We start from the raw sequence: 25,819 nt of genomic DNA, 5'->3' as shown, positions 1-25,819 counted from the left end.
GAGAGTGATGACATGGTAAAGCAGCCAGTGATTCACTAAGCTCGCGTATCGAAGAAATGATCCTTCTCAGCGCGTTCTCCGCGTTCTCCGCGTTCGGTTAGTGTGTAGACGCCACCACCACGCATACTGATGAGTCTCTGTTCCTGGAGACGGTCACACATTCGTTCGATTTGGATAGGATGTTCATCGATTTCTGCAGCGATATCCATAACGTGGAATGAACCACACACTTTGAGCGTTTCAAGGATTGCAGTCCCAATAATGTCCATCGTTTCGATAGTTTGTCTATTATTCATTGGCATCTTCTGTATTATTGTCATAACCTATACGTTAATTAGACGTCGGCCTGCACATCTAGAAGTTCTTGGTAGTGATCCCGAATGGTAACTTTGCTCACCTGTGCCACCTCGCTGACGCACTGTTGGGTTACTGATTCATTCGTGAGGTGTGACGCAGCATAGATTGCGGACGCTGCGAGTCCTACTGGACTCTTCCCGCTATGCATGCCCTGTTCCATTGCGGTCTTGAGGAGATTTCTTGTAACACGTGCGGAGTCATAGACGATATTAGCCTTGCATTCTAGACAGATTGACTCGTCACTTTCATCCGCTGACGTATCAGCGCGTTCGGTAGCGTCCGCCCGTTCGCAACTGTGGGTTTTGTACATGGGTCAGGTAACTCACTTGTTGATGTCGTGGTGAGTTGTATCAGGAAACGAAGTATAGTTCCTGACGAGGCGATACTGTGCGGGCATAACTAGCAAGATCTTTGTGGATCGAATATATTAGCAACCATTCAATTATCAAATGTTTAGAATCAGATTCTCAGCCTCAAATGGCGCAGATATCTCAGAAATTGTTGCCAGCACGAGATATCGCGATCGATAAGGCTATTAAATCAAGTTCTCCCCCCCGTCTCGATGAACGGTTGTCTCGTGGAGCGACTCAGGACAGCTGAAGATTTTCCTCTGTAACTATCGAATAACCAGATACAGATTACTCTCGGTCGTTCCTCTCCGTTGATGCCACTCTTTATGGCGATTTAAATAAATAACAAAAATTATATAAATACATATCATTATCAAAACAGCTGAACATCAGCAGTCGTTAGGCTTTTAGGACGGGGGACCGGGAAACAGAAGCATGGTTGACGAAGATACCGACAACAGCACTGAGCGTAAGCAAGACTCTACGGATGATCACGACGAATCCGAAGAACAGTCATTCCGTGAGCGCGTCGAGGAAATGCGCGAGAACCGTGGTGAAGAGGATGAGAGGGAAGGTGAACGATCTGAAAGCCCCTTCGGGGGTGGTGGTGGCCCTGGTATGGGCGGCGGCAACCCAATGGCACAGATGATGGGTGGAATGATGGGTGGCGGCCCTCCTGGCGGTACCTCCGGTCAGGAGGTTGGTGGCGAAGAACTCGTTCAAGAAGTCCGTCAGCTTCGTGACGAACTGCGCGATCAGACTCGCGCCCTCAAGCGCATTGCTGACGCACTCGAGGAACAGTAAATCTATTTTACTGTTGAACGGATTGACCATCTCTCACGCCTGAAGACGCAGAAATTCCGGTATGGGATTTCAGTCTGAATACAGTGTCTTTACGGTTTAAAGACACATCCAATCCACGCAGCGTCTGCTGGATGTCAATGTGTAGTTGACTTGTGGCGCGGTCAAACACACTTCATCCGCAGCTGAGTTTTCCTCATCCTCGTGTTCTTTAGAACGACTCTCTACTGCGCTAGCGGTCTGTCTTATCATCTAGCGATCCGATATATACCGAGATTTATGCACGAAGAGTCTGTAGTCACGTATAACCATGTCCGTCACTCACAATGGGCTGGCATTCGAACGACTTGGCCACGCGAGCGTTCGCATCGAAACTGATGACGGCACTGTCATCTATATTGACCCGTGGAGTGATGTACTCGATACCGAACCTGGTGACGGCGACATTGTATTCGTCACGCACGACGACTTCGACCACTACGATACTGACGCCATCGAAGCAGTCGCTGGGCCTGGTGTTACTGTAGCTGCGTATGAAGCAATCGATACGAGTGACCTTGTACTCGATGTAATTGACCTTCCGCATAAAGGCGAGGTAACCGTCGACGGTGTTACTGTACAAACTGTGCCTGCGTACAATGATCCTGAAGGCGAGCACGTTGACGACGATGGAAATCTATTCCACGCCGAGGGCGAAGTGATTGGCCTTATACTAACGATTGAAGACACGATCGTTTTCTTCCCGTCTGATACGGACTTTCTCCCCCACCATGAATCCATTTCTGTTGATGTGTTTATCCCACCTATCGGTGGTCACTTCACGATGGATCGCCATGAGGCGGCGGAATTCGTTCGGAGCGTCGATCCGAAAGTGGTTCTTCCGGTTCACTATGATACGTTTGAGCCGATCGAAACTGACGTCGATGCATTTGCTACCGAATTAGAAGAAGATGGGATCCAAGTCGAAGTATTTTAATTTAACTTGATTAAAAATGATTAGTCTCACTAATTTTAAAATACTTGACATGTGTTAGCTGTCGCATCCCACCTTCTTCTTTTAATTTTGAGTATGTATATTAGTGCTGCCGCACTCAAGACATTGTGTAAGCGTCCCGACTGGTGGATGAGGTACCTCATCCCATGCATCACCCGCTGGCGCCTCTGCACCACACCGAAGGCATTTTAGTCGCGCCGTTTCAGTGATTTTCTCAACCATGGTTGCATCCACTCTCCCATATGTAAAAACGTTTCTCCGAAAAGGACGCTTCAGCGGCTTTAATGGAGCTATCGTAATTGATACTGGCAAAGCATTCTTGGCAAGTACAAAATCCTATTCGTCTCAAGTCGTCAGTCATTCATTAACGTTGTCATGGTTGCACCTCTTCCTTGTGCAAAATCCATAGATAGCCGAGTATGCCTTCGAGCAGGAGGCTCAGTAGCTGGCGAATACGAATCTCATCCTGGCTATCTGACTCTCCTCGCCAACCATGTCTAAATATCCATATATACTACCATCGCACCGATTCCGTATTAAGCGTGGAGCGGAGAGTTGTCAGTCAGTGCTCCGGATCGGTGATGCGGAGCTTGTTTTCGACCTCGTAGAGCCAGCCGTAGTTGAGGAGATGTTCGATTGCATACTTCGCGTCGGCTGGTTCGTCCGGGAACGCTTCATTCGCGAGCAGCAGTTCCTGTGCCCGCTCGTGAGAGAACTCTGCTTGGCGATCGGTGGTCTGCGACGCCAGAATATCATAGGCATCTTCGACACAACCGGGTAGCGACCGCGGTTCATTCCTCCTCATGGGCATACACGCTCGTCGGTGGCTGTTGATTTGTGCCAGAGACGTTTAAAGAGCCGTCTTCTGTCTGCCGCGTGGCTCACACTCATCGACTACTTTGATGATCTCTTCGGCGGTCTGGCTGATTCGGTCTAGCTGATCCTGAATTGTATTTGTATCATCCTCTTGCCACGTCGAGAGGTAGAACGCTGAGCCACTCGTATCCAAACCGACGTATCGACCGACGATGTACGCAACGGCTTCCGCCTCGACTTCGCGTTTCGACCGCTCACACTCGTCGTCAACATCGAAGTGAAGCAGTGCGTGGGCGTATTCGTGAATGAGCGTCACGGCGAGATCAGCTTGGTTCGCAGGGACTTTCGCCTCGACGACTGGCTGGAGATCGTAGAGATTGCGATGTTTGCAGACACCCATCGACTCGCCATGTACCCAGTCGTCATCGTCGACGATACGAACCATCACACCGAGGTCAGCAGCTGCGTCATAGAGAGTGGACACGAGGTTTTCGGCATCCCTGATTGCTTCGGAAGTGTATACGCTAGGGTAATTCACACTCGTCTGGCCCCGTCAGGAACGTGGTGGCCATTAAGCACGCCTGTCCGTTCGAGCGCGTAGTAGCTGATAGCATGGGCAACCATTGCGGCGATGATACCGTTCAGTGATGTGATTCCCGGTAAGAATTTTGATACTGCAACGCCAGGAATCACTGACCCTGCGGTAAAAGTCGCGACGACGCATCCAAAGACGTACGCACCGACCGCAGTCCAGCGAATCCCCACGAACTCAATCTCCTCCATACGAGGCACGTCCAGACGCCACACTAACAGGAAATCAGCGATGAGAACTCCTCCTAGCGGAGGGATGTACTGACCAAGGGTTGAGAGCCACGGAATCAGCAGATTCGCGACGCCAGCCAATGCGAGAACGATACCGATTGTACCCCCGACAAGGACAAACGGACGCTTGCGGTTGAATTCGAACGCTTCGCTGCCGGCGACGCCAAAGGCGTAGGCGGCGTTGTCATTGGTTGTCCAGATATTCAAGATGAGTGCGATGAGACCGACCGCTGCGAGTTCCTGTGCAACTAACACTTCGTAGAGATCACCCTGTGGGGTCACACTATACACCGAACCACCGATGGCGCCGCTTATGAACAAGAAGCCGTTGCCAATGAGGAAGGCGATGAGGCCAGCCCAGAAGCCGACTCGCTTATTTGCAGCGAATCGAGCCCAATTGGGTGCTTGTGTCCCCCCGCTGATAAACGTATGACCAAGCCTCCAACACCCCCTACATCACCGACAGCAATAAGTATCGAGAGGAGGCCGATCACCACCAGTGTCGGCACTGCTATCAACGATAGCTTCTCCATGCCATCGTAACCGAGGTAGGCCGTCGCGAGATGCAGCACGCCCCAGAGGACAATGAGTGCACTGACCCACATCGACGTGTTCACGCCGAAATATTTCGCGGTAGGAACTGCAACCATTGGAATCGTCACGCCGAACCACCCAATCTGGGTTCCACCGAGAAGAAGATCCGCCCACTTCGCACCGAGACGGCCAAACGTGTACCGCGATAGTAACACCGTAGTCAGCCCTGCTCGTGCGGCAATGGCACAGAGTGTGGCAACGTAGATGCCAAGGATGGTGTAACCAACACTCATCGCAGTCATTGTCTGTGTGAAACCGAGCGAGGCTCCGACGTCTGCGCCGGCCCACAGTGTGCCGGCGAAGAATACGAACCCGAGTAGGACGGCTGAGATACTGACTAATCCCTTCCGTTCGTCTTTCGGTACATGATCCACCGGCCAATCCGGGTCGGGAAGATCCTCTTCGCCGACTAGGAATTTGTTAAACCGACTTTGATCCCCTTCAGTTGCCATGTATATGAATAACAATCGATGATTGCTCTTTACTGGTAAATCCTTCGATAAATGGGGAAAGTCGGTACAATTTTAGAGATTGGCAGTGCTTCTATGGCATGAACGATTTTGTCGTGACAGACGGGAGGACGCTCGAAGGAGAGCGCGTCGACATCGAAATACGAGACAGTAACATTGATCGCATAGTCGACGTTGGTGAGGGTGACGCGGAGGCATTCGACGACGACCAGCGATACGATGCTGAGGGGCGACTTGTGACGCCACCGCTTATCGAACCACATATCCACCTCGATGCCACAGGGACTGCCGGCGACCCTCGATGGAATCAATCGGGAACGCTCGCAGAAGGGATCGAAATATGGGCCGATAGAAAGACCAACCTCGAGAAGGAGGATCTGAAAGAACGAGCGACACGCACAGTTGAGTGGTTCACTGCCCATGGAACCACGCGCGTTCGAACACACGTCGACACTACTGAACAGACGCTTACCGGTGTCGAAGCATTGATAGAACTCCGCGAAGAAGTGATTGACCTCGTCGACCTCCAGGTCGTTGCTTTCCCGCAGGACGGCCTCTTCACAGACGAGGATCATCTTGATCTGCTCCACGAAGCAGTTAAGATGGGAGTCGACGTGGTCGGAGGGATTCCCCATAACGAGCATACCCGCGAGGACGGTGTCAAAGATGTGCAGACCGCAGTCGACATCGCTGAGCGTCACGATCTACTGCTCGATCTCCACATCGACGAGACCGACGACCCACAGTCACGATTCACAGAAGTGCTGGCAAGCGAAGCACTCAAACGAGACATGGGGAGTCAAACAACAGCTAGCCATGCGACGGCGATGCATTCCTACTCGAATGCCTACGCGAACAAACTAATTAACCTTCTTGTAGAGAGCGGTGTATCTGTTGTCACAAACCCACCGGACAACGCCGTCCTCCAAGGTCGATATGATGGCTACCCACGACGACGCGGTCACACCCGAATTGACCAACTCCGGGACGCGGGCGTAACCGTCGGCATCGGTCACGACTCCGTTATGGATCCGTGGTATCACTACGGTGTCGGTGACCAACTTGACGCAGCGTTCATCTTACTTCACTACGCCCATATGAGCGGACGTGACGATGTCGCAGCGCTCTGGGAGATGCTCACAGTGGCGAACGCCGAGGTGTTCGGTGTGACTAACTATAGCCTTGCCGAGGGAACAAAGGGTTCGCTTGTCGTCTTCGACAGTCCAGACCAGTTCAATGCACTTCGTACGCGTGCACCCCGAAGACTCGTTCTCAAAGACGGTCGGCTAATAGCTCAGGCGAATCCCGCCGAGACGACTTTATATCGGGGTGATAATAGAAAAAACGTTGATTTCCATCGATAGGGTCTTCTCTTCGGATGCATCACTACATCGTCCCGATCGACGACAAAATTGACCGAACTCCGAGTAACCCTAAAAGACGAGAGTGGTGATACCATTAGTGGCTATTCGGTCATGACCACCGATGAGTTTTCCACCTGATCGTCGAGACGATTCGATTCTCCCCGGATATTCCAATTCCAAAATCGAAAAACGCTAACATACCTTGTGATCAAGTCGTTTCGAGCTGGTTTAGATCTATCTGGTCGGCGAGAGTCTCGAGGCATTTCGTTGGATACTCCGGATACACAGTCACTGGCTTTGGTTGAGTCTGCACGTGGACACGAGTTTGTGGCGTCTTTCGTACGATCGATAGAGGCTCCATACGCCGACGAGGGCGAAGCCGACTCCGACAAGGGGATTCCGAGTTATCCCGATATAGCCACCGATGCCAACGAGTAGCGTTGTCGCCTTTACTTTAGCAGTGATTGTGTCCTGATCTCTCGCAGGTATCCGAGTGCTTGAGGGCCGGTGTGGCGTCACTTGTTTCCAGCCGTCATCGCATCTCGGACTCGGCGTTTGACATGCGCGAAGTCAAACGGCGGGCGGGTATCTGGATCCAGCGGTGCAACCTCACACACGATCATCACCGTTTCATCGGCATCAACAGCCTTGTGATACTCGTCACGGAACTCGTCATTGTCCGTCACGTGGATGGCGGTAACCCCACAATTTTCAGCCACGCCAACGAAATTGGTGGTGTTAGAGTGATTTTCTTGGCCACCTGTCGTGCCATACTGTCGATTGTTGAACAGCACGATGACCATGTTTTCCGGGTTGTAGGACCCAACAGTCGAAAGTGAGCCGAGCGACATGAGCATTGATCCGTCGCCGTCAAGCACAGTGACCGGCTCATCGGTACTCAACGCGAGTCCAAGCCCAACAGGAGTGGTGACGCCCATGGCCCCCCACTGGTAGAAGTTCCGCGCACGATCTTCTACTCCCGCAAGCACATAGGAGGCGACGCCGAGATTCGAGACAATCGCAGCGTCAGGGGTGATTTCGAGGACAATTTCTGTGCAAGTGACTTGGTCAGCAACCGACTCGCGAGCCGGTGCCGGTGAGGATTTCTCTGTCATTGATTCGGTGTGCGTTACTGGTTCTCTTTTTTGTAGCCGGTGACGGTTGTTTCGAGCAGTACTACATACGGGGTGCATGTTGCAAACGCCGTCTCAACCGCCATCTGCGTTCGGTCGCGGACGTCCTCTGGGCGGTCGAGACAGTGGTTACGGACGCCAAGTTCTTCAAGCATTCTCGGGAGACCGTAGCCGCCCGGAATCTGGGCGATATTAAACTCGCCAAGGTCACCGCGGCGCATCGTCATCCCCAAAAGAGGGATACGGGCCGGAATGGCGAGCGATGCAAATGCATTAAACGTGTTCATGAGCCCGCTTGATTGGCAGAGCATCGCTGCGCGTTGTCCGCCGAGCCACGCGCCGGCCGCTACGCCAATCCCTTCCTCCTCGCGAGTAACTAACACGGTGTCGAACGTGTCTCGAGTCTGTACTTCTTCGATTAACGGCATCAGTTTTGTATCCGGCAGATAGACAACGAGTCCGATGCCAGCGGCTTCGAGTCCGTCTGCTGCATCTGTAGCCCAACTCATGATTTACGGATTATTACACGGTAGCCAGATTCCCGCCATGTTAGGAGTTTTGATTCCGGCAACCAATTCTCGAGTAACAGGTGACACTGACTTTACGTGCCGTTGTAACTGGAGAGACGGTGAGCAAGTTCTCGTGGAGCGTTATCTTTCCCGGAACAGAGTAGGCTGTCGCCGGGATCGAGCACTACGGTTTTCCAGAGTGCAAAGCAATCATAACGTCGATACAGGATTTGAGATTGGACGTTTCAGTCCTACAAGAGCCGACTTCAATCCAAAGCCTGTTCGAAGACGCGAACGAAATTCTCCTTTAGCAGTTTTCGAACCTCGATGGGTTCGAATTCTCGATCGAGGAGGGCCCCTGGGAGATTCTCTGCGTCACTATCCTCGCTTAATCCATCTGCAGCAGAGACGTCGATCATGTACGACCGTTCGACGGGTGACATGTACTCTAGGTTGTAGTCGTAGAAATCGAATCCGATTCCGACGTGTTCGACACCGACCACGTCAGCAGCGTGTTCAATGTGATCTACGAATGCTTCGATATCGGGGTCGTCACCGTGAAGGTATGCCTTGAGAGCATTTATGCACACAACACCGCCGCTGTCAGCAACCGCCTGCAGTTGGTCGTCCCAGAGGTTGCGTGGATGATCCCGTAACTTTCGACAGTTCGAGTGAGACGCAATAATAGGCCCGTCAGTGTGATCGACGACATCCCAGAACCCCGGTTCGTTGAGATGCGATACGTCGACGACGATTCCATGGTCGACACACCGTTCAACCGCTTCGACGCCGAACGCTGAGAGACCGCCGGGGTCTCCTGACCGCGTCGGTTCGAAGAACGCACCGTCGCCCGCCATGTTGCGTCGGCTGTGAGTAAGTCCGAGCACCCGCAAGCCCAGACGGTAGAAGGCGTCGAGAATGGCGATATCACCTTTCAAGGGTTCGGCACCTTCCATCCCTAAGATGAGTGTGATCGAGTCGGAGTCGGCGCCGGCGCGAACCTCGCGGGCAGTAGTGGCATTCTCGAGCGCGTCGGTCTGCTCTACTTCGGCGTGAAACGCCTCGGCCATGCGCAACCCAAGCCGTGTCGCGGTCTCACGTGCCTGGTCGGCATCCAAGTAGATGGGCGTGACGCGCATGTCGATTCCCCCCGTTCGCATACCGGGGAGAAACTGGTCCTCGATGATCTGTTTGCCCCCGAGACTGCGTTCGCGGACGACCGTGTAGAGGAGGTCCGCGTGGGCGTCGAACACGCCAACGTCCGTACAGCGGTCGTTGGGTAGCATATGTTAGCCAGACCCACGTCCGGGCGTTAAACGTTTCGGACAGTCAACCGCTCGGTGGCGCAACCTGCACAGATACTCGAGAATCAGAGGAACCACTACCATCCGTCGTTCGATACCGTTAGATATGTCTGCAAAATGGAACCCTACAACGTTTCGTCGTGACTCCCCCAGAAAGTGTCCGCTGAAATGTTCCCCTCTGATTGCATATAACCTCCACTTGTGTCGCTTCAGCCGAATTACGGACAGAATACGTTGATGAGACGGATCTGTAATTGTACACAAGAAAAATAGTAGTGAATATTTTCATAAGCGTGCTCATCATTATCACACGTGGTATAGTATGCCAATAGGAATCGACGTGTACGTCACGGTTATCGGCCTGCTGGTGTGGTCGGTCGCGACCATCGCATGGGCCGTCTGGAAGAACAGACAAGAAGAAGACGAAATTATAGAAGACGAGACTACCGGCCTCACGGAGGCTAACCTGTAATCATGGCTACTAACATCAGCTGGATGTACCTCGGCTGGTTTGTCCTGTATTTGCTGATTGTGCTAGGTATCGGCGTCTGGGGCTGGCGCAACGTCGATGGAATCTCGGATTTCGCGACGACAGACCAGACACTTTCGATGCCGTTGGCGTGGGGGTCGCTGTTCGCATCGTTCATGAGCGCGCTGACGGTCATCGGCGGCATCGGGTACGCCTCACAGTACGGGTGGGCGTTTATGACGCTGTACACTACTGGAGCAATGGGAGGGATGATGTTTCTCTCGCTGACGGCAAAAAAGTGGCAGAATATCCGGGTGAACTCGCTGTCGGAACTCATGGAGGTACGGTACGACTCCCAACTGTTGCGCGCACTGACGGCCGCAGTTATCGTATTTACCTATGCCATCACTCTCATCGCTCAGCTGTTCGGCATCGGCTATATCGTCGAAGGCATCATCGGTATCCCGATGACGGTGGGTATCGCCACCGTGGGGCTGTTCTTTGTTGCTTACACCATCCTCGGCGGGATGATGTCCGTCGCTCGGACGGACATCATCCAAGCTGCAGTGATGGGCGTCGGCGTGCTCATCATGGCGGGCGTCCTTCTCCAGCGGATACTAACTGACCCAGCCAACACCCTCACGCAAAATACTGAGCTCATGAACATCTACGGCGGACAAACGCCGGATAACCTCGCGGTGTTCGCGCTGTTCCTGGTGTTCGGGCTGGGGATTGCAGTCCATCCATACTACGTCCAGCGCGTCATCTCGGCGAAGGACGTCAAGACGGCACGGCTAGTGCCGGCAGTCAACTCGCTCGCTATCGTCCTGTTCTACCTGCTCATCTCAGTCATTGGCATCATCGGTGCCATCTACCTTCCCCAACAAACCGGCGACCCGATGGCGCCCGCCATTATTACTGAGTTGGTGGGTGGTGTGCTCGGCGCCATCGCAATGATGGCAATTCTCGCGGGGGTTCAATCGACGACTGACTCGCTGTTGCACATCGTGGGCGTCTATACGGCCAATGACATCTACGGGCCGTACTTTGCGGACGATCCAGATGAGCGAGAGTTGTTGAAATGGTCGCGCATCTTCACGGGTATCTTCGGTGTCGTTATCGTCGCGTTTTCGACCTACCAGGCATTGGCCGGCGAGATCGCGCTAATCGCCGTCATCGGCGCGTACGCCTGGGGTGTGATTGGTGGCTCGCTGTTCGTCGCCGTGGCGGCGGGGTTATTCTGGAAGCGCGCCACCAAGGGAGGTGCACTCGCGGCCGTCGTCTTCGGTTTCGTTGGCGCCGTCTTCGGTCGGCAGGTCCCGCTTCCAGTCCATGAGATCATCCTAGCAGTCGCCCTCTCGATCGCCGCAATGGTAATCGTTAGCTACCTCACAAACCCGACAGACGATCGCAACCTCGCGCCGATCTTCGAGGACGTCGAGGCTAAGTCATCAATATCGTCCGACGACTAACTCACTACATGGATTCCGTCTTTTTTTGAATACACCCCCTTTGATAGGGTGCCTGATCCCGTCACTGCGTCATGACTGAAACACGAGGCAGGAAGATTGACGTCGACACGGACTGTTCACATCGGATCGGCTACGGGCAGTCTTCGGCCGTGACAGCATCGGGACGTCGACTTCAGCACTCGAACAGGCGCCCGAGTGGTAGGTCTGGTTCAACTCCCACGGTCTGGAGGGCATCCCACAGCGTCGCCTGATTGCTCGTGACGACCGGCTTGTCCAGATCGGTTTCTAACTGCTCGACGATCTCGAAAGTACGGTAGTTGGTACAACTGATAAATACCCCATCCGCGTCGCCGTGGTTCAACATCCGTGCCTGACGGTACGTGGTTTCGGGGGTACGATCACCGATGGCAGAGTTTGCCTCGAGTTCGAGCCCCTGGAGGTCGACTACCTCGTACCCCGCCTCCTGGAGAAACCGCTCTTCCCGCTCATTAAGGTCTTGGATGTACGGCGTCGCGATGGCCAGGGATCGGAGGTTTAGCGCGTCGAACGCTCGCTTGATGGAAGCAGCAGTCGCCACCGCAGGAACGCCCGCACGGTCCTCAATGCGGGTCTCGATTTCCTCGTCGTACCCCGCTCCTTTCACAAGACTTCCGGTCGTACACCCATAGGCAATAGCGTCGACATCTGCGGTCGCGAGTAAGTCCGTACAGCGCTCAACCTCATTTGCCATGTCTTCGAGGGCTTTCGCGTTGGCGTTCTCGAGACGCATACGAGCGGTGTGCAACGACATTCCATCTGGCAGGTGGTTGTAGAACTCGGGCTCGTTCGTTGTGTTCGACGACGGAAGAATAAGTCCGAGGCGACTGCGCCAACCGTACATGCTTACCCGTTCGACGGCGACTGTGATAACTTTTAGCATAGCACTGGCTGGTTGATCTGACGTCCCGCGGGCACCGCGACTCTCGTGAAAGTCATCGACACCTCATCCATCGTTCTCCCCGTCAGGTTCTGGCTCTCGTCCTTGACGCAGAGACGGCAGCCAGCGTAGTCGTCCAGTCGCTCCGTCCAAACAAGTTACGTCTTGCCCGAGGTGCTACTCAGACCCGGCGCAGGATCGACCGGGAGTATGCACGCGTATCGTCAGACACCCTCCTAGTTGGTGACGTCCGACCACTCGAAGTCGCTCGCGTCGATGGTGACCCATGTTGGTCCCGCGCAGTGACATCGATTATGGTCGATAAATTAACGCATTTCATCGTAGGCGTAACATGAAACCTGGGCCATGAGGGCAGGTCGGAATCGGTCATAAGAAACGCAACGTCACGACAGCCACGGCCCTCGGTCGTAGAACGCCGTCTAAACGGAACTCTCGGTCCACCTTATAGCGTGATGATGACGGACCCGGATTCGGATATTTCGGCCATTGTCTCCGGCGGGATGATGGATGTCGAGCCGTTTTCCTCCAGAACGGCCGGGCCGGTAACCGTCTCGCCCGGGCCGAGTGCGTTCCGGTCGTATATTTCGGTCGAGACGTATCCCAAGTCGGCGAAGTAGACGTCGCGCTCACCCTGATACGCGTCCTGATCGCTCCGAGCGAGAACGTCCTCGAGTGGCGCCGTGGAGACACTCCCGTCGACCCGCAATGTGACCGCCTCAAGCGGCTCGTTGCGCATGGCGTGACCGTAGAGCCGCGCGTGCTTCTCGTGGAACGCCTCCGCGATCGTATCAAGTGTGGCCTCGTCGACGCCACCGTCTGGTACGGAAACCGTGAGTTCGTAGGCCTGTCCCTTGTACCGGACGTCGACCGACCGATTAACTCGCGCCTCATCGAGACCGAAGCCTTGTTCGTCGAGGCGATCGGCGAGATCGGACTCAAGTTCATCAAGCTGAGTCTGTATTTCGTCCGCGTTTAGACTCTCGCTCCGATAGGCGTGAGACTCGTCGACACGAATATCCGCGATGAGCAGCCCCCGAGCGGAGAAGACGCCGGGGTTGCGGGGGACGACGACCGTCTCCATGTCCATCTCCGCGGCGGCGGCAGGTGCCTGGAGCGGCCCAGCGCCGCCGAATGAGACGAGCACGAAGTCGGCTGGGTCGTTCCCACGTTCGACGGTCACGCGGCGAATCTCCCTGGCTAGACTGGCGTTGGCTACCTTGATGACGCTGAGTGCCGCCTCTTCGATTGTTTGTCCGAGCGGCTCACCAATCTTCTCCTCGAAAATGTCCCGAGTGTGCTGTACGGCCAACTCCATTTCGCCATCTAGGAAACTTTCGGGGTTGAGCCGGCCGAGTAGCAGGTTGGCGTCGGTGAGCGTCGGCTGTTCGCCGCCGCCGCCGTAACAGATGGGCCCGGGGTCCGCGCCGGCGCTCTTGGGCCCAACGCGGAGCGCGCCGCCCTCGTCGATCCACGCGATGGACCCGCCGCCGGCGCCGACTGTGTTGATATCGATCATCGGGGTTTTCACCGGCAGGTTGTTGATCTCGCCCTCCGTCGACCGGACGAGTTCTCTGTCTCGAACGAGGCTTACGTCAGCGCTCGTCCCGCCCATGTCCATGCCGATGGCGTCGTCGTAGCCCTCTTGTTCGCTGACGCTCTTGGTCGCCACGGCGCCAGCTGCCGGTCCGGAGAGTACCGTCCGGATGGCGCGGTCGGTCGCTTGCGACGTACTGAAGATACCGCCACCAGAGTGCATTACGTTGAGGGGCACGCCGATGCCGCGTTCCTCGATGCCGTCGTCAAGTCGGCTGAAATAGTCCTGGACGGTCGACTTGATCGCTTCATTAAGCACCGTCGTGATCGTCCGGTTGTACTCGCGGATCTCCGGGTGGACGTCCGAGGAGAGCGCGTAATCCATCTTGGGCGCCCGTTTCTCAATGATCTCGCCCACGCGCTCCTCCTGCGAGGTGTTGAGATAGGAAAATAGCATCGAGACGACGATGGAGTCAATGTCCTCCTTGAGGAGGTCGTCGACGACTGCTTCGACGGTATCCTCATCGAGTTCGTCGACGACGTTGCCCTGCGAATCGATGCGCCCCGGTACCTCCTTGCGGAGGTACCGAGGCACGAGGTGCGGCGGTTTGTCTGTCTGCAGATTGTAGAGTTCAGGCCGCGTCTGGTCGCCGATCTCGAGGACGTCTCGGAGCCCCTCGTTGGTGATGAGTCCGAGATCGGGAATTTCGTTTTCGAGGACCGCGTTCGTGCCGACGGTCGTCCCGTGACTGAGGAACGAAAGGTCACTTCCCAAGAGGTCGGTTTGGTCGGTGATCTTGTCGATACCGTTGAGGACGCCCCGGTCGAAGTCTGGCGGCGTCGATGGGGTCTTGGTGATACGAACCTCGCCCGACTCCGCGTCGTAGACGACGACATCCGTGAATGTACCGCCTGTATCGACCCCGATTCGGTAGCTCATTCCTCCGTATCCCCATTAGTTGCGGCGGTCTCGGCCAACTCAGCGCGTTTCTCCTCGGTCGCGACCTCGTCGACTGCCCGGCGCTCGTGGTCGACCACGACGCCATACTCCTCGTGGGCCACCTCCACGCTCACCTTCTCGTTTATCACATCTTCGAGCACTTTCTCGGGCGGTCGCTCCAGAGGATCCCCGTACCCACCGCCCCCTGGCGTCTGTACGCTCGCGACGTCGTTCGGTTCGAGTTGTGTCGTGGATTTCGAACTCACTGTCGTCGGGTCGTCGCCATCCGGGTTGATAATGTATTGTGCCGCGAAGCCGCTTTTACCGCCGAAGAGTCCCCACGGTTTGGACTTGGCGCGGTCGGTGAGCAGCGAAAAGGAAGCCGATTGATCGTAGAACTCCATATCGCGCCGCACGCCCATTCCCCCGCGCGTACGCCCCGCACCCGCGGAGTTCTGAATCAACTCGTACTTGCGGACATAGAGGGGTATCTCGGATTCCAACTCTTCGATGGGGCTGTTTGCGGTGTTCTGGAAGTGGGTCTGAACGGCCTCCATGCCGTCTTTCTCGGCGCGAGCGCCGTAGCCGCCTGCCACCGTTTCATAGTAGACGTACTTCTCGTCGTCCCGCGGGTCGCGTCCGCCGTAGGCAATGTTGCAGACGATACCTTTCGTCGCGGCGACCGTCTCCTCGGGAAGGGCGTCGGCCATCGCCTTCGTCACGAGGTCGCCAGCACGCATCGCTATCTCCCATCCGCCGGCAACGGGGGCGTCATCGACGGGATTGACCATCGTCCCTTCAGGCGTGATAGTCTCGAACGGTCGGTAGAACCCCTCATTCTTTGGCAGGTCTTCGCCAAGCAGGGCCATGATGACCGCCATCGACCCAGCGAATGCCATCGCGGGCGTGCAGTTGAGCGGACCCGTGTTCTGCTCCGCTGTCCCTGTGAAGTCGATGGTCATCTCGTCGTCGTCAACCTCGAGCATGAGATCTAACAGGACAGGTTCGTCGACGACACCGTCGCCGTCCATGTAGTCTTCGGCCTGATACGTTCCATTAGGCAGATCAGAGATAGCCGCCCGAACGCGCCGCTCCGTGTAGTCCAGTAACTCGTCGAGGTACTCGTCTATCGCGTCGGCGCCGTACTCGTCAAACAGGTTACTCAGGCGCTCCTCGCCGATCTTGTTCGCGGCCAGTTGTGCGCGGTAGTCGCCGAGGCGCATGTCGGATCCCCGGACATTTCGCGTGATCAGGTTTAACATCTCCTCGTCGAACTCCCAGTCTCGAATCGCCCTGACACCGGGCATGATGAGCCCTTCTGCGAACAGCTCGGTACTATCATTCGGAATCCCACCGGGTGTCGACCCGCCGATGTCGACGTGGTGCGCTGAGTTCGCCGCATAGCCGGCGATTTCGCCATCGTGGAACAGCGGTGAGATGACCATCACGTCTGGCAGGTGAACGGCTCCCCGGTACGGATCGTTGATAAGAATTCCGTCGCCGGGTTCGAGATCACCCACTCGCTCGCGCATGTTCTGCGGGACGACAGAAACCATCGACCCGACGTGCTGTGGGGCGATGTCGTGCTGGGCGATGTGCCGGAGGTTTGAGTCGAATATCGCGCAGGTGTGATCGCGTCGAATCTTGATGTTGGTCGAGTAGGCGGTCCGCTGTAACGTCACGCCCATCTCCTCGACGATACTCTTCAGTGAGTGTCGAAATATCTCTAGCTCCCCTGCGGTTGGCATCGGCTGTTTGCTCTTGGGCAGCAGTGATAAATCTGTGGTGCGCTACACCCTTGGAGCAACCTCTGAACAGAGGAGATCAAGCTGGTGCATCATATCCTCATGGGACATCCCCTCAAAGTAGATGCGAGTGACGACATGGTCAGCGCCGAGCTCCTCCTCGTACGCGTGGAGCTCCTCGACCCAGTCGTCGGGGGTGCCGACGATGAACCGGTTCTCGATGAGATCGTGCGGGTCGTAGTCATCGTGGATGACGTCGTGGCCGAGGTCGCCGCGCTCCGAAGCCTCGTGTCCCCGGTCCTTGTACTGTTTTTCATAGCCCGAGACGAGATGCTCCTGGGCAAGGTCGACCGCCTCCTCCGTCGTCTCGGCGACGATGCCGTCCCGGAACAGTGGTTGGTCGACGTCGTCGGGGGGGACGCCTCGGTCTGCGAGCATGTCGTCGAATGTGTCGCGTCGCGCGGCGAGGCCCTCCCGGTCCGGCTGCGTGCCCGGGAACCAGCAGTCGACGACTCCCTGCGAGCGAAGCCTGGCGGTCCGGTCGAGGACGACGTCGTGATAACCACCGACCCAGATGCGGGGTCGTGGGGACGACGCCGGCCGCGGCGTACACTGGAACTCGTCGACGCTTCGGAACTCACCGTCGAAGCTCACCCGCTCCTCGCGCCATAAGCGAGAGACGAGCGTGAGGTACTCTTCGTATATCTCGCCACGTCGGTCCCGGTCGACTTCGAAGAGCTCAAACTCGCGGGGGCGGTAGCCGACCGCCGCGCCAAGGACGAACCTGCCGTCGGAGAGCCCGTCGAGGATCGCACCACGCTCAGCGAGTCGAATGGGGTCGTACAGTGGGAGCAGCAGAATGGCTGTCCCGAGGTCGATCTCGTCGGTGACGGTTGCGACCCCCTGGAGTACCGAGAGCGGGTCCGACCAATACTGATCGACCGACGCCTCGTGGTGTTCTTGGAGGAAGACCGAGTCGAGCCCGTTCGCCTCGGCATACTGGACCTCCTCGAGTAGCTCGTCGTAGTGGTGGTCGCCCTGAATCGGCGAGAAGCCGAGGTTCATGTCAATGTAAGCGGGGACACACGGTAAAAGTGTATTGTCTGGTAAAAAATTTGGAAACGAATCGAGGAGGTGGGGTTGATTTGAATTAGTTTGATATGCATTTCCATGGCAGAATTAATACTATATTAAATACATATAATATAAGAATATATAAAATAAATCATTTGAAAAACAGACGATATATGTAAATACGGCGTGAGAATAGTAACAGATGGCGAGTACGATGGTCTCAATTCCTATGTCGAATTAATCGACGGAGATTTTTTTTTGCATTGTCGTTGGTGCGATCTTCGGCTTCCAATCGAATACCTAATTTTAGCACTGAATGAGTGTATACCCGGCATTAGCCTTCAAAATGCAATTCTTAAAGACCAAGAATACCAAATTACTTGCAGAACGTGAATGCCAAGGCGGCAGAGAAACACGTACATATAGAACAGTTTATCTTTAATGTTGATGTGTCTGAGCACGTTGACACCACCGCCGAGAACGACGAGATTCACGCTAACACCTGTATGCTGACCCGATCAGTGACGCGACCAGTGGACTGTTGGCTTGCATATGTTTATATTACAGTCAATCCAATTCACTAGTACATGATCGATATTAACAGATTATATCAATATTCGTTGAATAGTCATTTTCTGTTCACTCTACTGTTCGATAGCGACCGCTATGATAGTCGTGGCTGCCGGCCGCCGAAATGGTGGTCGAGAACGACGGAATGGCCGGTGGGCCTGGATTGGTCCAGCACACAAAAAGAAGCTCACAATAGCCGACTACTCCAACCACCAATCGCGCTCAAGAACGTAAATTTCACTCCAATCAGTCACCGCCATCGAGAAGGTGTTCGTACCATTAAAATCGCTCACATTATTATTCCAACTGACGACGCGTCCACAACAGCGTTCAGTTCTTCTCATGCTTCGTGATGACGATGTCGGAATGATCCTCCCTGCTATCGAATTAGAATTTACCGTCTTAGGTCCACTCAGTAGGTTTCGCGGATTGTCCGATGGTAACCACAGTATTTTGTCCATGATGGATTACAAACCTATAGTTGTAATCCTGATTGCTTGAAACGTCTCAATCGGATCGTTTGTCACCGCAATGCGCCATGTTTCTGTTTGTTCATCCCGGACGTGTGTTTGGTGATTGCAAACACAACGAACGCGTATCGATCTTTTCAACTCTAACACGTATTCACCGAGAATATCCATAGAAAGGCAGTCTATCCCGAGATTTTCCTCATCGCATCACTTTACATCTGCTGTGATTTCGTTTGCGAGAAGCAAAAAGTCAGACGTGAACTGAATTCACTTCGATTACGTTTGCCGCGCTTCGGACAGTTTCTGCCAACTCTTCACGGAACCGTTTCCCTTTAAACCGACTGGTAGGCCCGGAGATACTGATCGCACCCTGAATATCTCCGTTCTTATAGCCGATTGGTGCCGCAATGCATCGGAGTCCAGATAACACCTCTTCGTCGTCATAGGCGACATTTTCTTGGCGAATTATCTCCAAATTGTCAAATAATTCCTCCCGAGTCGTGATCGTGTTCTCAGTGTGTGCGGGCATCCCCTGGCCGTCGATTATCTCCTCGACGTGCTCACGGGAGAACTGAGCTAGAATCGCTTTTCCCAGCGCGGTGCAATGGAGATCCTTTCGTTCTCCTGTATACGAGGCGGTCCGAATCGCATTTTCGCCACGGGCCTTATGTAAATATACACCACGGCCGTGCTCTTCAACCATGAACTGTGCGACTTCCCCGGTCTGTTCGGCAAGCTTATTGACTTCCTGTGCAGCGATGTCGTGAATCGCAACGCCGTTTTTCGCGAACTCGCCAAAATCGACGAACTTGAGGCTAATCTCGTAGTGGTTCTCTCGCTTGACCACGAACTCATTATCTAAGAGCGTCGCCAGATGGGAGTGGACTGTCGCCTTCGAGTAGTCGGTCTCTCGAGCGAGTTCGGAGACCCCTGCACCGTCTAGCTCTCGAAGAACATTCAACAGGTCACACGTGGTTGCCACCGCCTGTATCCGCCGGCCACCTTCGGACGGTGTCGATTGGTTGTTCATAGCGAGCTATACCTAAACAAGCAACTTAATTGTTTGCAATCACCAAACGGATCCGCTACAACTGCTGCGCTGGCTCGATGGAATCGGTCAACGTACTATTCTTGATTGCCTCGCCAGACCGGCTATCGAACAGGTGAATCTTTTCCTCCGGGAAGACGACGGCAATATCGTCTCCAGCGCCGATACGGGTTTCGCCGTCGACACTGAGAGTATAGGTCTCATCACCAATTTCGATATAGGCGTAAGTCACCTCCCCCATCGGTTCCACAACAGCGACCTGCGTTACGATGGCATCCGGCTGAGTTCCGTCGGTCAGTTCGATGTGCTCTGGGCGAATGCCGAGTGTCAATTGGTCAGGTGTTCCCTCGAGCAGTGACAGCGTCTCCTCAGAAAGTTTAAGCTCGAATGCGTCGTTGATTAACCGGCCCTCCTCACGAGTTGTCGAGAGGAAATTCATGGATGGTGAGCCGATGAAACCCGCAACGAACTGATTATCAGGTTGATGGTAACATTCGAGTGGCGTGCCGATTTGCTGCAGTTGTCCGTTATTGAGGATGGCAATGCGATCACCCATGGTCATCGCCTCTGTCTGGTCGTGGGTGACGTAAATCGTGGTAATGTCCATGTCCTGCTGGAGCTGCTGGATTTCCGTCCGCATCTGGGTTCGGAGCTTCGCGTCGAGATTGGAAAGAGGCTCGTCCATGAGGAACACCTCAGGCTCACGGATGATGGCTCGCCCAAGCGCGACGCGTTGCTGCTGTCCGCCTGAGAGTTCCTTTGGTTTCTGGTCGAGAAGATCACTGATCTCGAGCAGTTCCGCCGTCGACTCGACTCGTTCGGTGATTTCACCGTCCGAAAGATTCGTCGTTATCTTCAGTCCGTATCCAATGTTTTTTCGAACCGTCATATGCGGATACAGCGCGTAGTTTTGGAACACCATCGCCATGTCCCGATCTTTCGGTTTGGCATCGGTGATATTCCGACCGTCGAGCCGTATTTCGCCGCTGGTTGTACGCTCCAGTCCAGCGATACATCGAAGCGTCGTCGATTTCCCACACCCAGAGGGTCCAACGAGGACGAGAAAGTCCCCGTTCTCTATTGTGACATTCAATCCGTCGACGGCGATGATGTTGGATTCGCCATCACCGAACACCTTCGTCAAATCGTTCAACTCGAGTTTTCCCATGGTTGCAGTCTTGCCTATAGTGTCTAAGGCCTCGGTATTAAATTCCTTGCCTCGGTATGACAGAGTGCGGCGGTGGGTTGTTATATCACCGCTACAAGCGACCCCGCTGAACGCGTCCACTCGCCCAGTTCTGGGTCGGCTTCGGTATATGATAGGGCGTCGCCGTTGATAACAATCTCTGAGAAGTCGTCGGCATCCACGATCTCGAACTCAAGGCGGGTGGCCGAAAGCAATGGAACCTCTACCTGGAGGGTCTGTTCGTTCGTCTTGATAGACACCATCTCAAGTCGGTCCGCTGTCTCGTCGTAGTAGCGTCCATGTGCTGTCCCGTCCTCGAGAGTGACCTGTAGGATAAGGTCCTCTGGCGTCCCCGGCTGAACGAATTGGGTCGGTTCCTGTTGGGGGATGACGCTGCCTGCACGGACGAAAATCGGCATTGTCTTGAGTGGGCACTCGATGGCGACAGTTTGTTCGCCGTCGTAGCGCTCACCATCCCAGAGGTGGCGCCACTCGCCCCGCGGAAGGTAGACATTTCGGGTCGTCTCGGACTCGAAGACGGGAGCCACGAGCAGATCTTCGCCAATGAGGTATTGGGTGTCGAGTCGGTGAGTTCGCGGGTCGTCTTGGTATTCAAGTACGAGTGGCCGGACCTCAGGGAGACCGGTTCGAGTGGCGACTTCGGCGTAGGTGTAGAGATACGGGAGCAATCGGTAGCGAAGTTGCGCATACGTGCGGAAGATGTCGAGAGCTTTCTCGCCGAAGACCCAGGGTTCCCGTGGCGTCGTCCCGTGACATCGGCTATTGCTTGAGAGCAGACCGAACTGCGCCCATCTGACGTAGAGGTCGTCGCTCGGGGTGCCACGGAAGCCGCCGATGTCGTGACTCCAGAAGGCAATTCCCGAGAGGGAGGCGGACAAGCCACCTCGGAGTGCCGCGGCCATCCCGTTCCAGGAGGTTTGCGGGTCGCCGCCCCAGTGCATCGGGAATTGTTGGCTTCCAGTCCAGGCGGCACGACCCCAGACGAGGGCCTCCTGGTTACCGTTGACTTCGCCGACCGTCTCGTAGACTGCCTGATTATACAGGTATGGATAGAGATTATGCATCACCCGTCCACTCGTTCCGTTATCGAAGAGGGCATCCTCGGGGACGTACTCGCCGTAATCTGTCTTGAACACCGCAACGCCCATCTCGAGGAGTCGCCGGTGTTTCTCTTTCCACCACTCCACGGCATCTGGATTCGTGAAGTCGACCAGAGAGCCTCGATACTCCCCTTGACAAGTATGATCCATCACATACGGCTTTCCGGTTCCGTCGGCGACGAAGTACCCATTCTGTACCCCTTCGAGAAACGCATCCGTGCCGACGGGAACGTGCGGGTGTTCCCACAGAGAGAGTCTGAAGTTCCGCTCGCGCAGGTTCGTAATCATCTCCTCGGGATTGGGGAACTGATCGGTGTCCCACTCGAGGGTGCAGGACTCGCCGGGGGGCATCCAGAACGGGTCCAAGTGCAAGATATCACAGGGAATCTCCTCCTTGCGGAGTCGATCAGCTATCTCCTCGAGTTCGGCCCGCGATTCGTAGCCAAGCCGGGACATCCACGTTCCGAAACTCCACTTGGGCGGCCGGCTCGGGCGACCGGTGAAAGCAGTATATTGGCGGACAATTTCCTTCAATGATGGACCATAGAAAAAGATAAATGCGAACTGATCGTCGTCGACTGAAATAGTACCACTGGCGGTCGATTCGGTGCCGAAATCGTACGTCACTCTGGCGGTCGTATCCACGAGGAGGCCATACCCATTGGTCGAGAGATGGAATGGGATGTTCTTGTAAGCGCGTTCGGTTTCGGTGCCGAGAGGTTCCTCATGCCAAGCCTCAATCGTTCGACCCCGCCGGTCGAATTCCATGAATTGCTCTCCGACGCCGTAAAACTTCTCATCAGGCGCCAACCGGAATCCGGTCCCCGTTTCCGCAATCCGTCGCGGGTTGTGGTTGATTTGCTCCTGAACGCCGCCGAGTGGAGCGACACGGTCTTCCCCGAAGACATCGATATCCTCGTGCTGTTCGGTGAAGACGACGCCGTCTTCGCCTTCGACGTGGAAGCGCCACTTCTCAAGACCAATGACAACGGTGAGAGCGTCAGTGGCGAGATGAAGGGCACCGTCGCGTTCCGCTGCCGTGAGGGAGATGGTCTCTTCGAGGGCCGACTCGTCGTACTTTGGATACGGTCGATCGCAGGGAACCTCGGGATTTGTCTTGAGTTCAAAGCGAAAGGTTCGATCGTCGTAGAATTGAAGAGTCACTGGCCAAGTCCGTTCAGTAGCCTCAGGAGGCCCCTCGACTGAACATTCCAGTCGAACAGTCCTATCCTCAAGATCGTATGATTCGACCGCCGAAACCGTCAGTCGCTCACGTTTCATCGATATCGGGAGTGGTGGGCTTTGAGTAATAAAACTACCTTGTCGAAGTGTCGGTTTGAATCACAAATCTATCGCTAGCCACGATCTATTTATACATATTCACCAATATATTTGCATCAACTATCCATGCAAACGACGAACACGGAACTAGTTACCTCGCTTCTCGCAGACCTCTCCCTCGAGGAGAAGGTGGCCCAACTTGGCACAGTTCGGATTGGATCGCTCCTCGAGAACGGGGAATTCTCTCGGGAACGTGCCCTCAAGACGATTCCACACGGTATCGGACGCGTCACGCGCGTCGGCCGCGAGAGCCATCTCGATCCGACGGCACTCGCGCGCGTGGTCCGTGACATACAGAAGTTTCTCGAAGCGGATACACGTCCAGGAATTCCGGCGATTTTCCGGGAAGAGGCGCTCTGTGGCTATGCCGGCCGGCGCGGCACTGCCTTCCCACAGAGTATCGGGATGGCGAGCACATGGAATCTGACATTGGTCGAGCAGGTGACTGATGAGATATCGGGACAGCTCCAGGCGGTAGGCTGTCAGGCGACGCTCGCGCCGGTGCTCGATATTGGGCTGGATCCGCGGTGGGGACGGATCGAGGAGACCTACGGCGAGGATCCATACCTCGTGGCTTGCATGGGACTCGCCGCAATCGAGGGGTTCCAGGCGGGGAGTTGGGACTCGGTCCTCGCAACCGCCAAGCACTTCGCTGGCCACGGCCGCCCCGAAGGCGGCCGAAACCGTGCCCCTGTGACCGGATCGCTTCGCACACTCAAACAGAATGATCTTCGACCGTTTCGGGCAGCGGTCGAGCGAGGCGGTGTCGAATCGATTATGGCCGCCTACCACGCCGTCGACGGGGTGCCCTGCCACGCTGACAATCGCCTCCTTACAGGAATCCTCCGCGAGGAATGGGGGTTCGATGGTACGGTCGTCTCGGACGGTCGTGGGATCGAACTCCTCTGTGACGACCATCATGTGGTGCCCGATCACGCGAGTGCAGGTGTAACCGCGCTACGTGCCGGTATCGACGTTGAACTGCCCGAGCGTGAATGCTTCGGTGCATCGCTCGTTGAGGCAGTCCGTGAGAAGCGGATTGACAAGGCGTTCGTGGATCAAGCAGTTCGTCGTCATCTTGAGCAAAAATCCCGTCTCGGTCTGTTCGACTCAGCGGTACCGGAGCCTGAACGTGCTAGTAAGATCTTCGATACCGACAAGCAACATCGTCTCGCTCGGAACGCTGCTCGAGAATCGCTTGTCCTCCTGGAAAACGATGGGACGCTCCCGCTCGCCGATGAGGCAACTGTCGCGATCGTAGGACCCAATGCGGATGCACCACGCCATCTCTTTGGCAACTACACCTACGCGGCGGCAGAATCCGACGAGGACGGCCTCGAAGTGATCACGCCACTCGCCGCCATCCGCAATCGACTGGGACAGGAAGCGGTCCGCTACGAACAGGGCTGTAGCGTGAAGGCCGAGGACGATCCGGCCAATTTCGAGTCACACGAATTTGATGCGACTCGGGCTGCCGCCGACGCAGTCGATGTCGTCGTTGCCTGTGTCGGCGGTCGATCCGGCATCGACGTCGAACGGGAAGCGACCGGCACCGCCGGGGAAGGACTCGACCGGACGAGCCTTGGGTTGCCGGGCCACCAGCACGCACTCCTCGAGGCAGTTGCCGAAACCGGGACGCCAGTTGTCGTGGTGCTCATCAACGGTCGGCCACTCTCGCTCGACAGTAGATTCGATGCACCTAGTGCTATCCTCGAGGCTTGGCTTCCAGGACAGGCTGGCGGATTAGCAATTGCAGATGTGCTGTTCGGGGACGTCGACGCCTCTGGGCGGCTCCCTGTATCAATTCCACGGGCGGTCGGTCAGCTCCCCGTCCAATACTGTCGAACGGCACTATCGGCCGACCAGCACTACGTCGACGAAGCCGCTGACCCGTGGTATCCGTTCGGTCACGGGGAGAGCTACACAACATTCGAGTATAGCGAGCTCGACCTCGAAACGAAGACGGTTTCAATGGCCAGATCGATCAACTTCTCTCTCGAGGTTGAAAACACCGGCAAACGGCCCGGTATCGAGGTGGTCCAACTCTACGTTCGCGATCTCGAAGCTAGCGTGACGCGCCCAGTTCGGGAACTCCGGGGCTTCTCTCGACTCTCGCTGTCGCCCGGCGAACGGCGACGGATTTCGTTCTCGCTGCCTGTTGACGCTCTTGCACTCGTCGATCGTGACGCCGAGTGGATGATCGAACCGGGGTCATTCGAACTGCAGATCGGTCGCTCTACGGCTGATATCCGGCTGCGTGAAACGGTCGAGGTAGTGGGGGAGCCGACACCGCCATCGTCGCCAATCGCGTTTTCGGACAGTACCGTCGGGCGGTGACGGGTCCATCGTCGGCGATCGCAATCGATGAACGACACCTGCCCATTCCAATGAGTGGGGGA

At 55.6% G+C, this 25,819-nt stretch carries 18 protein-coding genes and 3 pseudogenes; 6 read left to right on the top strand and 15 right to left on the bottom strand.

The window, feature by feature from the left end; all coding sequences use genetic code 11:
* Positions 1-35: 35 nt before the first annotated feature.
* Positions 36-320: a hypothetical protein gene (locus LIW51_RS16845; RefSeq protein ID WP_227377631.1), complete on the bottom strand. Its 285-nt coding sequence runs from the start codon at positions 318-320 to the stop codon at positions 36-38.
* 14 nt (positions 321-334) lie between these two features.
* Positions 335-556 (bottom strand): annotated as a pseudogene (locus LIW51_RS16840) (transcription initiation factor IIB 2); the annotation flags it as partial.
* Positions 557-1,142: 586 nt separating this feature from the next.
* On the opposite strand from LIW51_RS16840, the gene LIW51_RS16835 reads away from it, so the two are divergent.
* Together LIW51_RS16835 and LIW51_RS16830 are read left to right on the top strand one after the other, a co-directional pair.
* Positions 1,143-1,511, top strand: a complete 369-nt coding sequence (locus tag LIW51_RS16835) for a hypothetical protein (protein WP_227377630.1) — start codon at positions 1,143-1,145, stop codon at positions 1,509-1,511.
* Between the two features lie 307 nt (positions 1,512-1,818).
* Positions 1,819-2,484, top strand: a complete 666-nt coding sequence (locus LIW51_RS16830) for an MBL fold metallo-hydrolase (RefSeq protein WP_227377629.1) — start codon at positions 1,819-1,821, stop codon at positions 2,482-2,484.
* Between the two features lie 580 nt (positions 2,485-3,064).
* Here the strand turns inward: LIW51_RS16830 and LIW51_RS16825 are convergent.
* From LIW51_RS16825 to LIW51_RS16815, 3 genes and pseudogenes are all read right to left on the bottom strand, one after another.
* Positions 3,065-3,307 (bottom strand): hypothetical protein, encoded by a 243-nt coding sequence (locus LIW51_RS16825; protein WP_227377628.1) that lies wholly within the window; start codon positions 3,305-3,307, stop codon positions 3,065-3,067.
* Between the two features lie 45 nt (positions 3,308-3,352).
* Positions 3,353-3,832, bottom strand: a pseudogene (locus LIW51_RS16820) (ImmA/IrrE family metallo-endopeptidase); the annotation flags it as partial.
* Positions 3,833-3,852: 20 nt separating this feature from the next.
* Positions 3,853-5,186: pseudogene (locus LIW51_RS16815) on the bottom strand (cytosine permease).
* Positions 5,187-5,284: 98 nt separating this feature from the next.
* Here LIW51_RS16815 and LIW51_RS16810 point away from each other — a divergent pair.
* Positions 5,285-6,568 carry a cytosine deaminase gene (locus tag LIW51_RS16810; RefSeq protein ID WP_227377626.1) on the top strand — a complete coding sequence of 428 codons (1,284 nt, stop codon included), beginning with the start codon at positions 5,285-5,287 and terminating at the stop codon, positions 6,566-6,568.
* A gap of 515 nt (positions 6,569-7,083) precedes the next feature.
* Here the strand turns inward: LIW51_RS16810 and LIW51_RS16805 are convergent.
* The 3 genes from LIW51_RS16805 to LIW51_RS16795 form a co-directional block, all read right to left on the bottom strand.
* Entirely contained in the window at positions 7,084-7,683 is a 600-nt protein-coding gene (locus tag LIW51_RS16805; protein ID WP_227377625.1) for a thiamine pyrophosphate-dependent enzyme, read from the bottom strand.
* A 14-nt stretch (positions 7,684-7,697) separates the two neighbouring features.
* A complete protein-coding gene (locus tag LIW51_RS16800; protein ID WP_227377624.1) occupies positions 7,698-8,210 on the bottom strand; it encodes a thiamine pyrophosphate-binding protein in 513 nt (170 codons plus the stop codon).
* Positions 8,211-8,476: 266 nt separating this feature from the next.
* On the bottom strand, positions 8,477-9,496 hold the full coding sequence (locus tag LIW51_RS16795; RefSeq protein ID WP_227377623.1) for a dipeptidase: 1,020 nt from the start codon (positions 9,494-9,496) through the stop codon (positions 8,477-8,479).
* Positions 9,497-9,836: 340 nt separating this feature from the next.
* Here LIW51_RS16795 and LIW51_RS16790 point away from each other — a divergent pair, with 340 nt between their 5' ends.
* Complete coding sequence (locus LIW51_RS16790) at positions 9,837-9,986, top strand: hypothetical protein (protein ID WP_227377622.1); 150 nt, start codon at positions 9,837-9,839, stop codon at positions 9,984-9,986.
* Positions 9,987-9,988: 2 nt separating this feature from the next.
* Positions 9,989-11,455, top strand: a complete 1,467-nt coding sequence (locus LIW51_RS16785; protein WP_227377621.1) for a sodium:solute symporter family protein — start codon at positions 9,989-9,991, stop codon at positions 11,453-11,455.
* A gap of 172 nt (positions 11,456-11,627) precedes the next feature.
* On the opposite strand, the gene LIW51_RS16780 is transcribed toward LIW51_RS16785, so the two are convergent.
* The 7 genes from LIW51_RS16780 to LIW51_RS16750 form a co-directional block, all read right to left on the bottom strand.
* Positions 11,628-12,335 (bottom strand): maleate cis-trans isomerase family protein, encoded by a 708-nt coding sequence (locus LIW51_RS16780; RefSeq protein WP_227377620.1) that lies wholly within the window; start codon positions 12,333-12,335, stop codon positions 11,628-11,630.
* 499 nt (positions 12,336-12,834) lie between these two features.
* Positions 12,835-14,865, bottom strand: a complete 2,031-nt coding sequence (locus LIW51_RS16775; RefSeq protein WP_227377619.1) for a hydantoinase/oxoprolinase family protein — start codon at positions 14,863-14,865, stop codon at positions 12,835-12,837.
* Positions 14,862-16,613 (bottom strand): hydantoinase B/oxoprolinase family protein, encoded by a 1,752-nt coding sequence (locus LIW51_RS16770; protein WP_227377618.1) that lies wholly within the window; start codon positions 16,611-16,613, stop codon positions 14,862-14,864. Before LIW51_RS16770 ends, LIW51_RS16775 begins: the two co-directional genes overlap by 4 nt.
* Before the next feature lie 42 nt (positions 16,614-16,655).
* Positions 16,656-17,675: an LLM class flavin-dependent oxidoreductase gene (locus tag LIW51_RS16765; RefSeq protein WP_227377617.1), complete on the bottom strand. Its 1,020-nt coding sequence runs from the start codon at positions 17,673-17,675 to the stop codon at positions 16,656-16,658.
* Positions 17,676-18,974: 1,299 nt separating this feature from the next.
* Positions 18,975-19,754: an IclR family transcriptional regulator gene (locus LIW51_RS16760; protein WP_227377616.1), complete on the bottom strand. Its 780-nt coding sequence runs from the start codon at positions 19,752-19,754 to the stop codon at positions 18,975-18,977.
* 55 nt (positions 19,755-19,809) lie between these two features.
* Positions 19,810-20,940 (bottom strand): ABC transporter ATP-binding protein, encoded by a 1,131-nt coding sequence (locus tag LIW51_RS16755; RefSeq protein WP_227377615.1) that lies wholly within the window; start codon positions 20,938-20,940, stop codon positions 19,810-19,812.
* Positions 20,941-21,020: 80 nt separating this feature from the next.
* Positions 21,021-23,243 (bottom strand): glycoside hydrolase family 31 protein, encoded by a 2,223-nt coding sequence (locus LIW51_RS16750; protein WP_227377614.1) that lies wholly within the window; start codon positions 23,241-23,243, stop codon positions 21,021-21,023.
* Between the two features lie 243 nt (positions 23,244-23,486).
* Here LIW51_RS16750 and LIW51_RS16745 point away from each other — a divergent pair, with 243 nt between their 5' ends.
* Positions 23,487-25,757 carry a glycoside hydrolase family 3 N-terminal domain-containing protein gene (locus LIW51_RS16745; RefSeq protein WP_227377613.1) on the top strand — a complete coding sequence of 757 codons (2,271 nt, stop codon included), beginning with the start codon at positions 23,487-23,489 and terminating at the stop codon, positions 25,755-25,757.
* Positions 25,758-25,819: the final 62 nt, after the last annotated feature.

It is taken from the genome of Haladaptatus halobius (assembly GCF_020618475.1).
GTDB lineage: Archaea > Halobacteriota > Halobacteria > Halobacteriales > Haladaptataceae > Haladaptatus > Haladaptatus halobius.
Note: the sequence above shows the minus strand (reverse complement) of the source record. Positions and strands in the feature narration are given on the sequence as shown.

Excerpts from the sequence above, each read along its gene's own strand:
- LIW51_RS16845 (WP_227377631.1), bottom strand. The coding sequence starts at position 320 with ATGACAATAATACAGAAGATGCCAATGAATAATAGACAAACTATCGAA.
- LIW51_RS16835 (WP_227377630.1), top strand. The coding sequence starts at position 1,143 with ATGGTTGACGAAGATACCGACAACAGCACTGAGCGTAAGCAAGACTCT.
- LIW51_RS16830 (WP_227377629.1), top strand. The coding sequence starts at position 1,819 with ATGTCCGTCACTCACAATGGGCTGGCATTCGAACGACTTGGCCACGCG.
- LIW51_RS16825 (WP_227377628.1), bottom strand. The coding sequence starts at position 3,307 with ATGAGGAGGAATGAACCGCGGTCGCTACCCGGTTGTGTCGAAGATGCC.
- LIW51_RS16810 (WP_227377626.1), top strand. The coding sequence starts at position 5,285 with ATGAACGATTTTGTCGTGACAGACGGGAGGACGCTCGAAGGAGAGCGC.
- LIW51_RS16805 (WP_227377625.1), bottom strand. The coding sequence starts at position 7,683 with ATGACAGAGAAATCCTCACCGGCACCGGCTCGCGAGTCGGTTGCTGAC.
- LIW51_RS16800 (WP_227377624.1), bottom strand. The coding sequence starts at position 8,210 with ATGAGTTGGGCTACAGATGCAGCAGACGGACTCGAAGCCGCTGGCATC.
- LIW51_RS16795 (WP_227377623.1), bottom strand. The coding sequence starts at position 9,496 with ATGCTACCCAACGACCGCTGTACGGACGTTGGCGTGTTCGACGCCCAC.
- LIW51_RS16790 (WP_227377622.1), top strand. The coding sequence starts at position 9,837 with ATGCCAATAGGAATCGACGTGTACGTCACGGTTATCGGCCTGCTGGTG.
- LIW51_RS16785 (WP_227377621.1), top strand. The coding sequence starts at position 9,989 with ATGGCTACTAACATCAGCTGGATGTACCTCGGCTGGTTTGTCCTGTAT.
- LIW51_RS16780 (WP_227377620.1), bottom strand. The coding sequence starts at position 12,335 with ATGTACGGTTGGCGCAGTCGCCTCGGACTTATTCTTCCGTCGTCGAAC.
- LIW51_RS16775 (WP_227377619.1), bottom strand. The coding sequence starts at position 14,865 with ATGAGCTACCGAATCGGGGTCGATACAGGCGGTACATTCACGGATGTC.
- LIW51_RS16770 (WP_227377618.1), bottom strand. The coding sequence starts at position 16,613 with ATGCCAACCGCAGGGGAGCTAGAGATATTTCGACACTCACTGAAGAGT.
- LIW51_RS16765 (WP_227377617.1), bottom strand. The coding sequence starts at position 17,675 with ATGAACCTCGGCTTCTCGCCGATTCAGGGCGACCACCACTACGACGAG.
- LIW51_RS16760 (WP_227377616.1), bottom strand. The coding sequence starts at position 19,754 with ATGAACAACCAATCGACACCGTCCGAAGGTGGCCGGCGGATACAGGCG.
- LIW51_RS16755 (WP_227377615.1), bottom strand. The coding sequence starts at position 20,940 with ATGGGAAAACTCGAGTTGAACGATTTGACGAAGGTGTTCGGTGATGGC.
- LIW51_RS16745 (WP_227377613.1), top strand. The coding sequence starts at position 23,487 with ATGCAAACGACGAACACGGAACTAGTTACCTCGCTTCTCGCAGACCTC.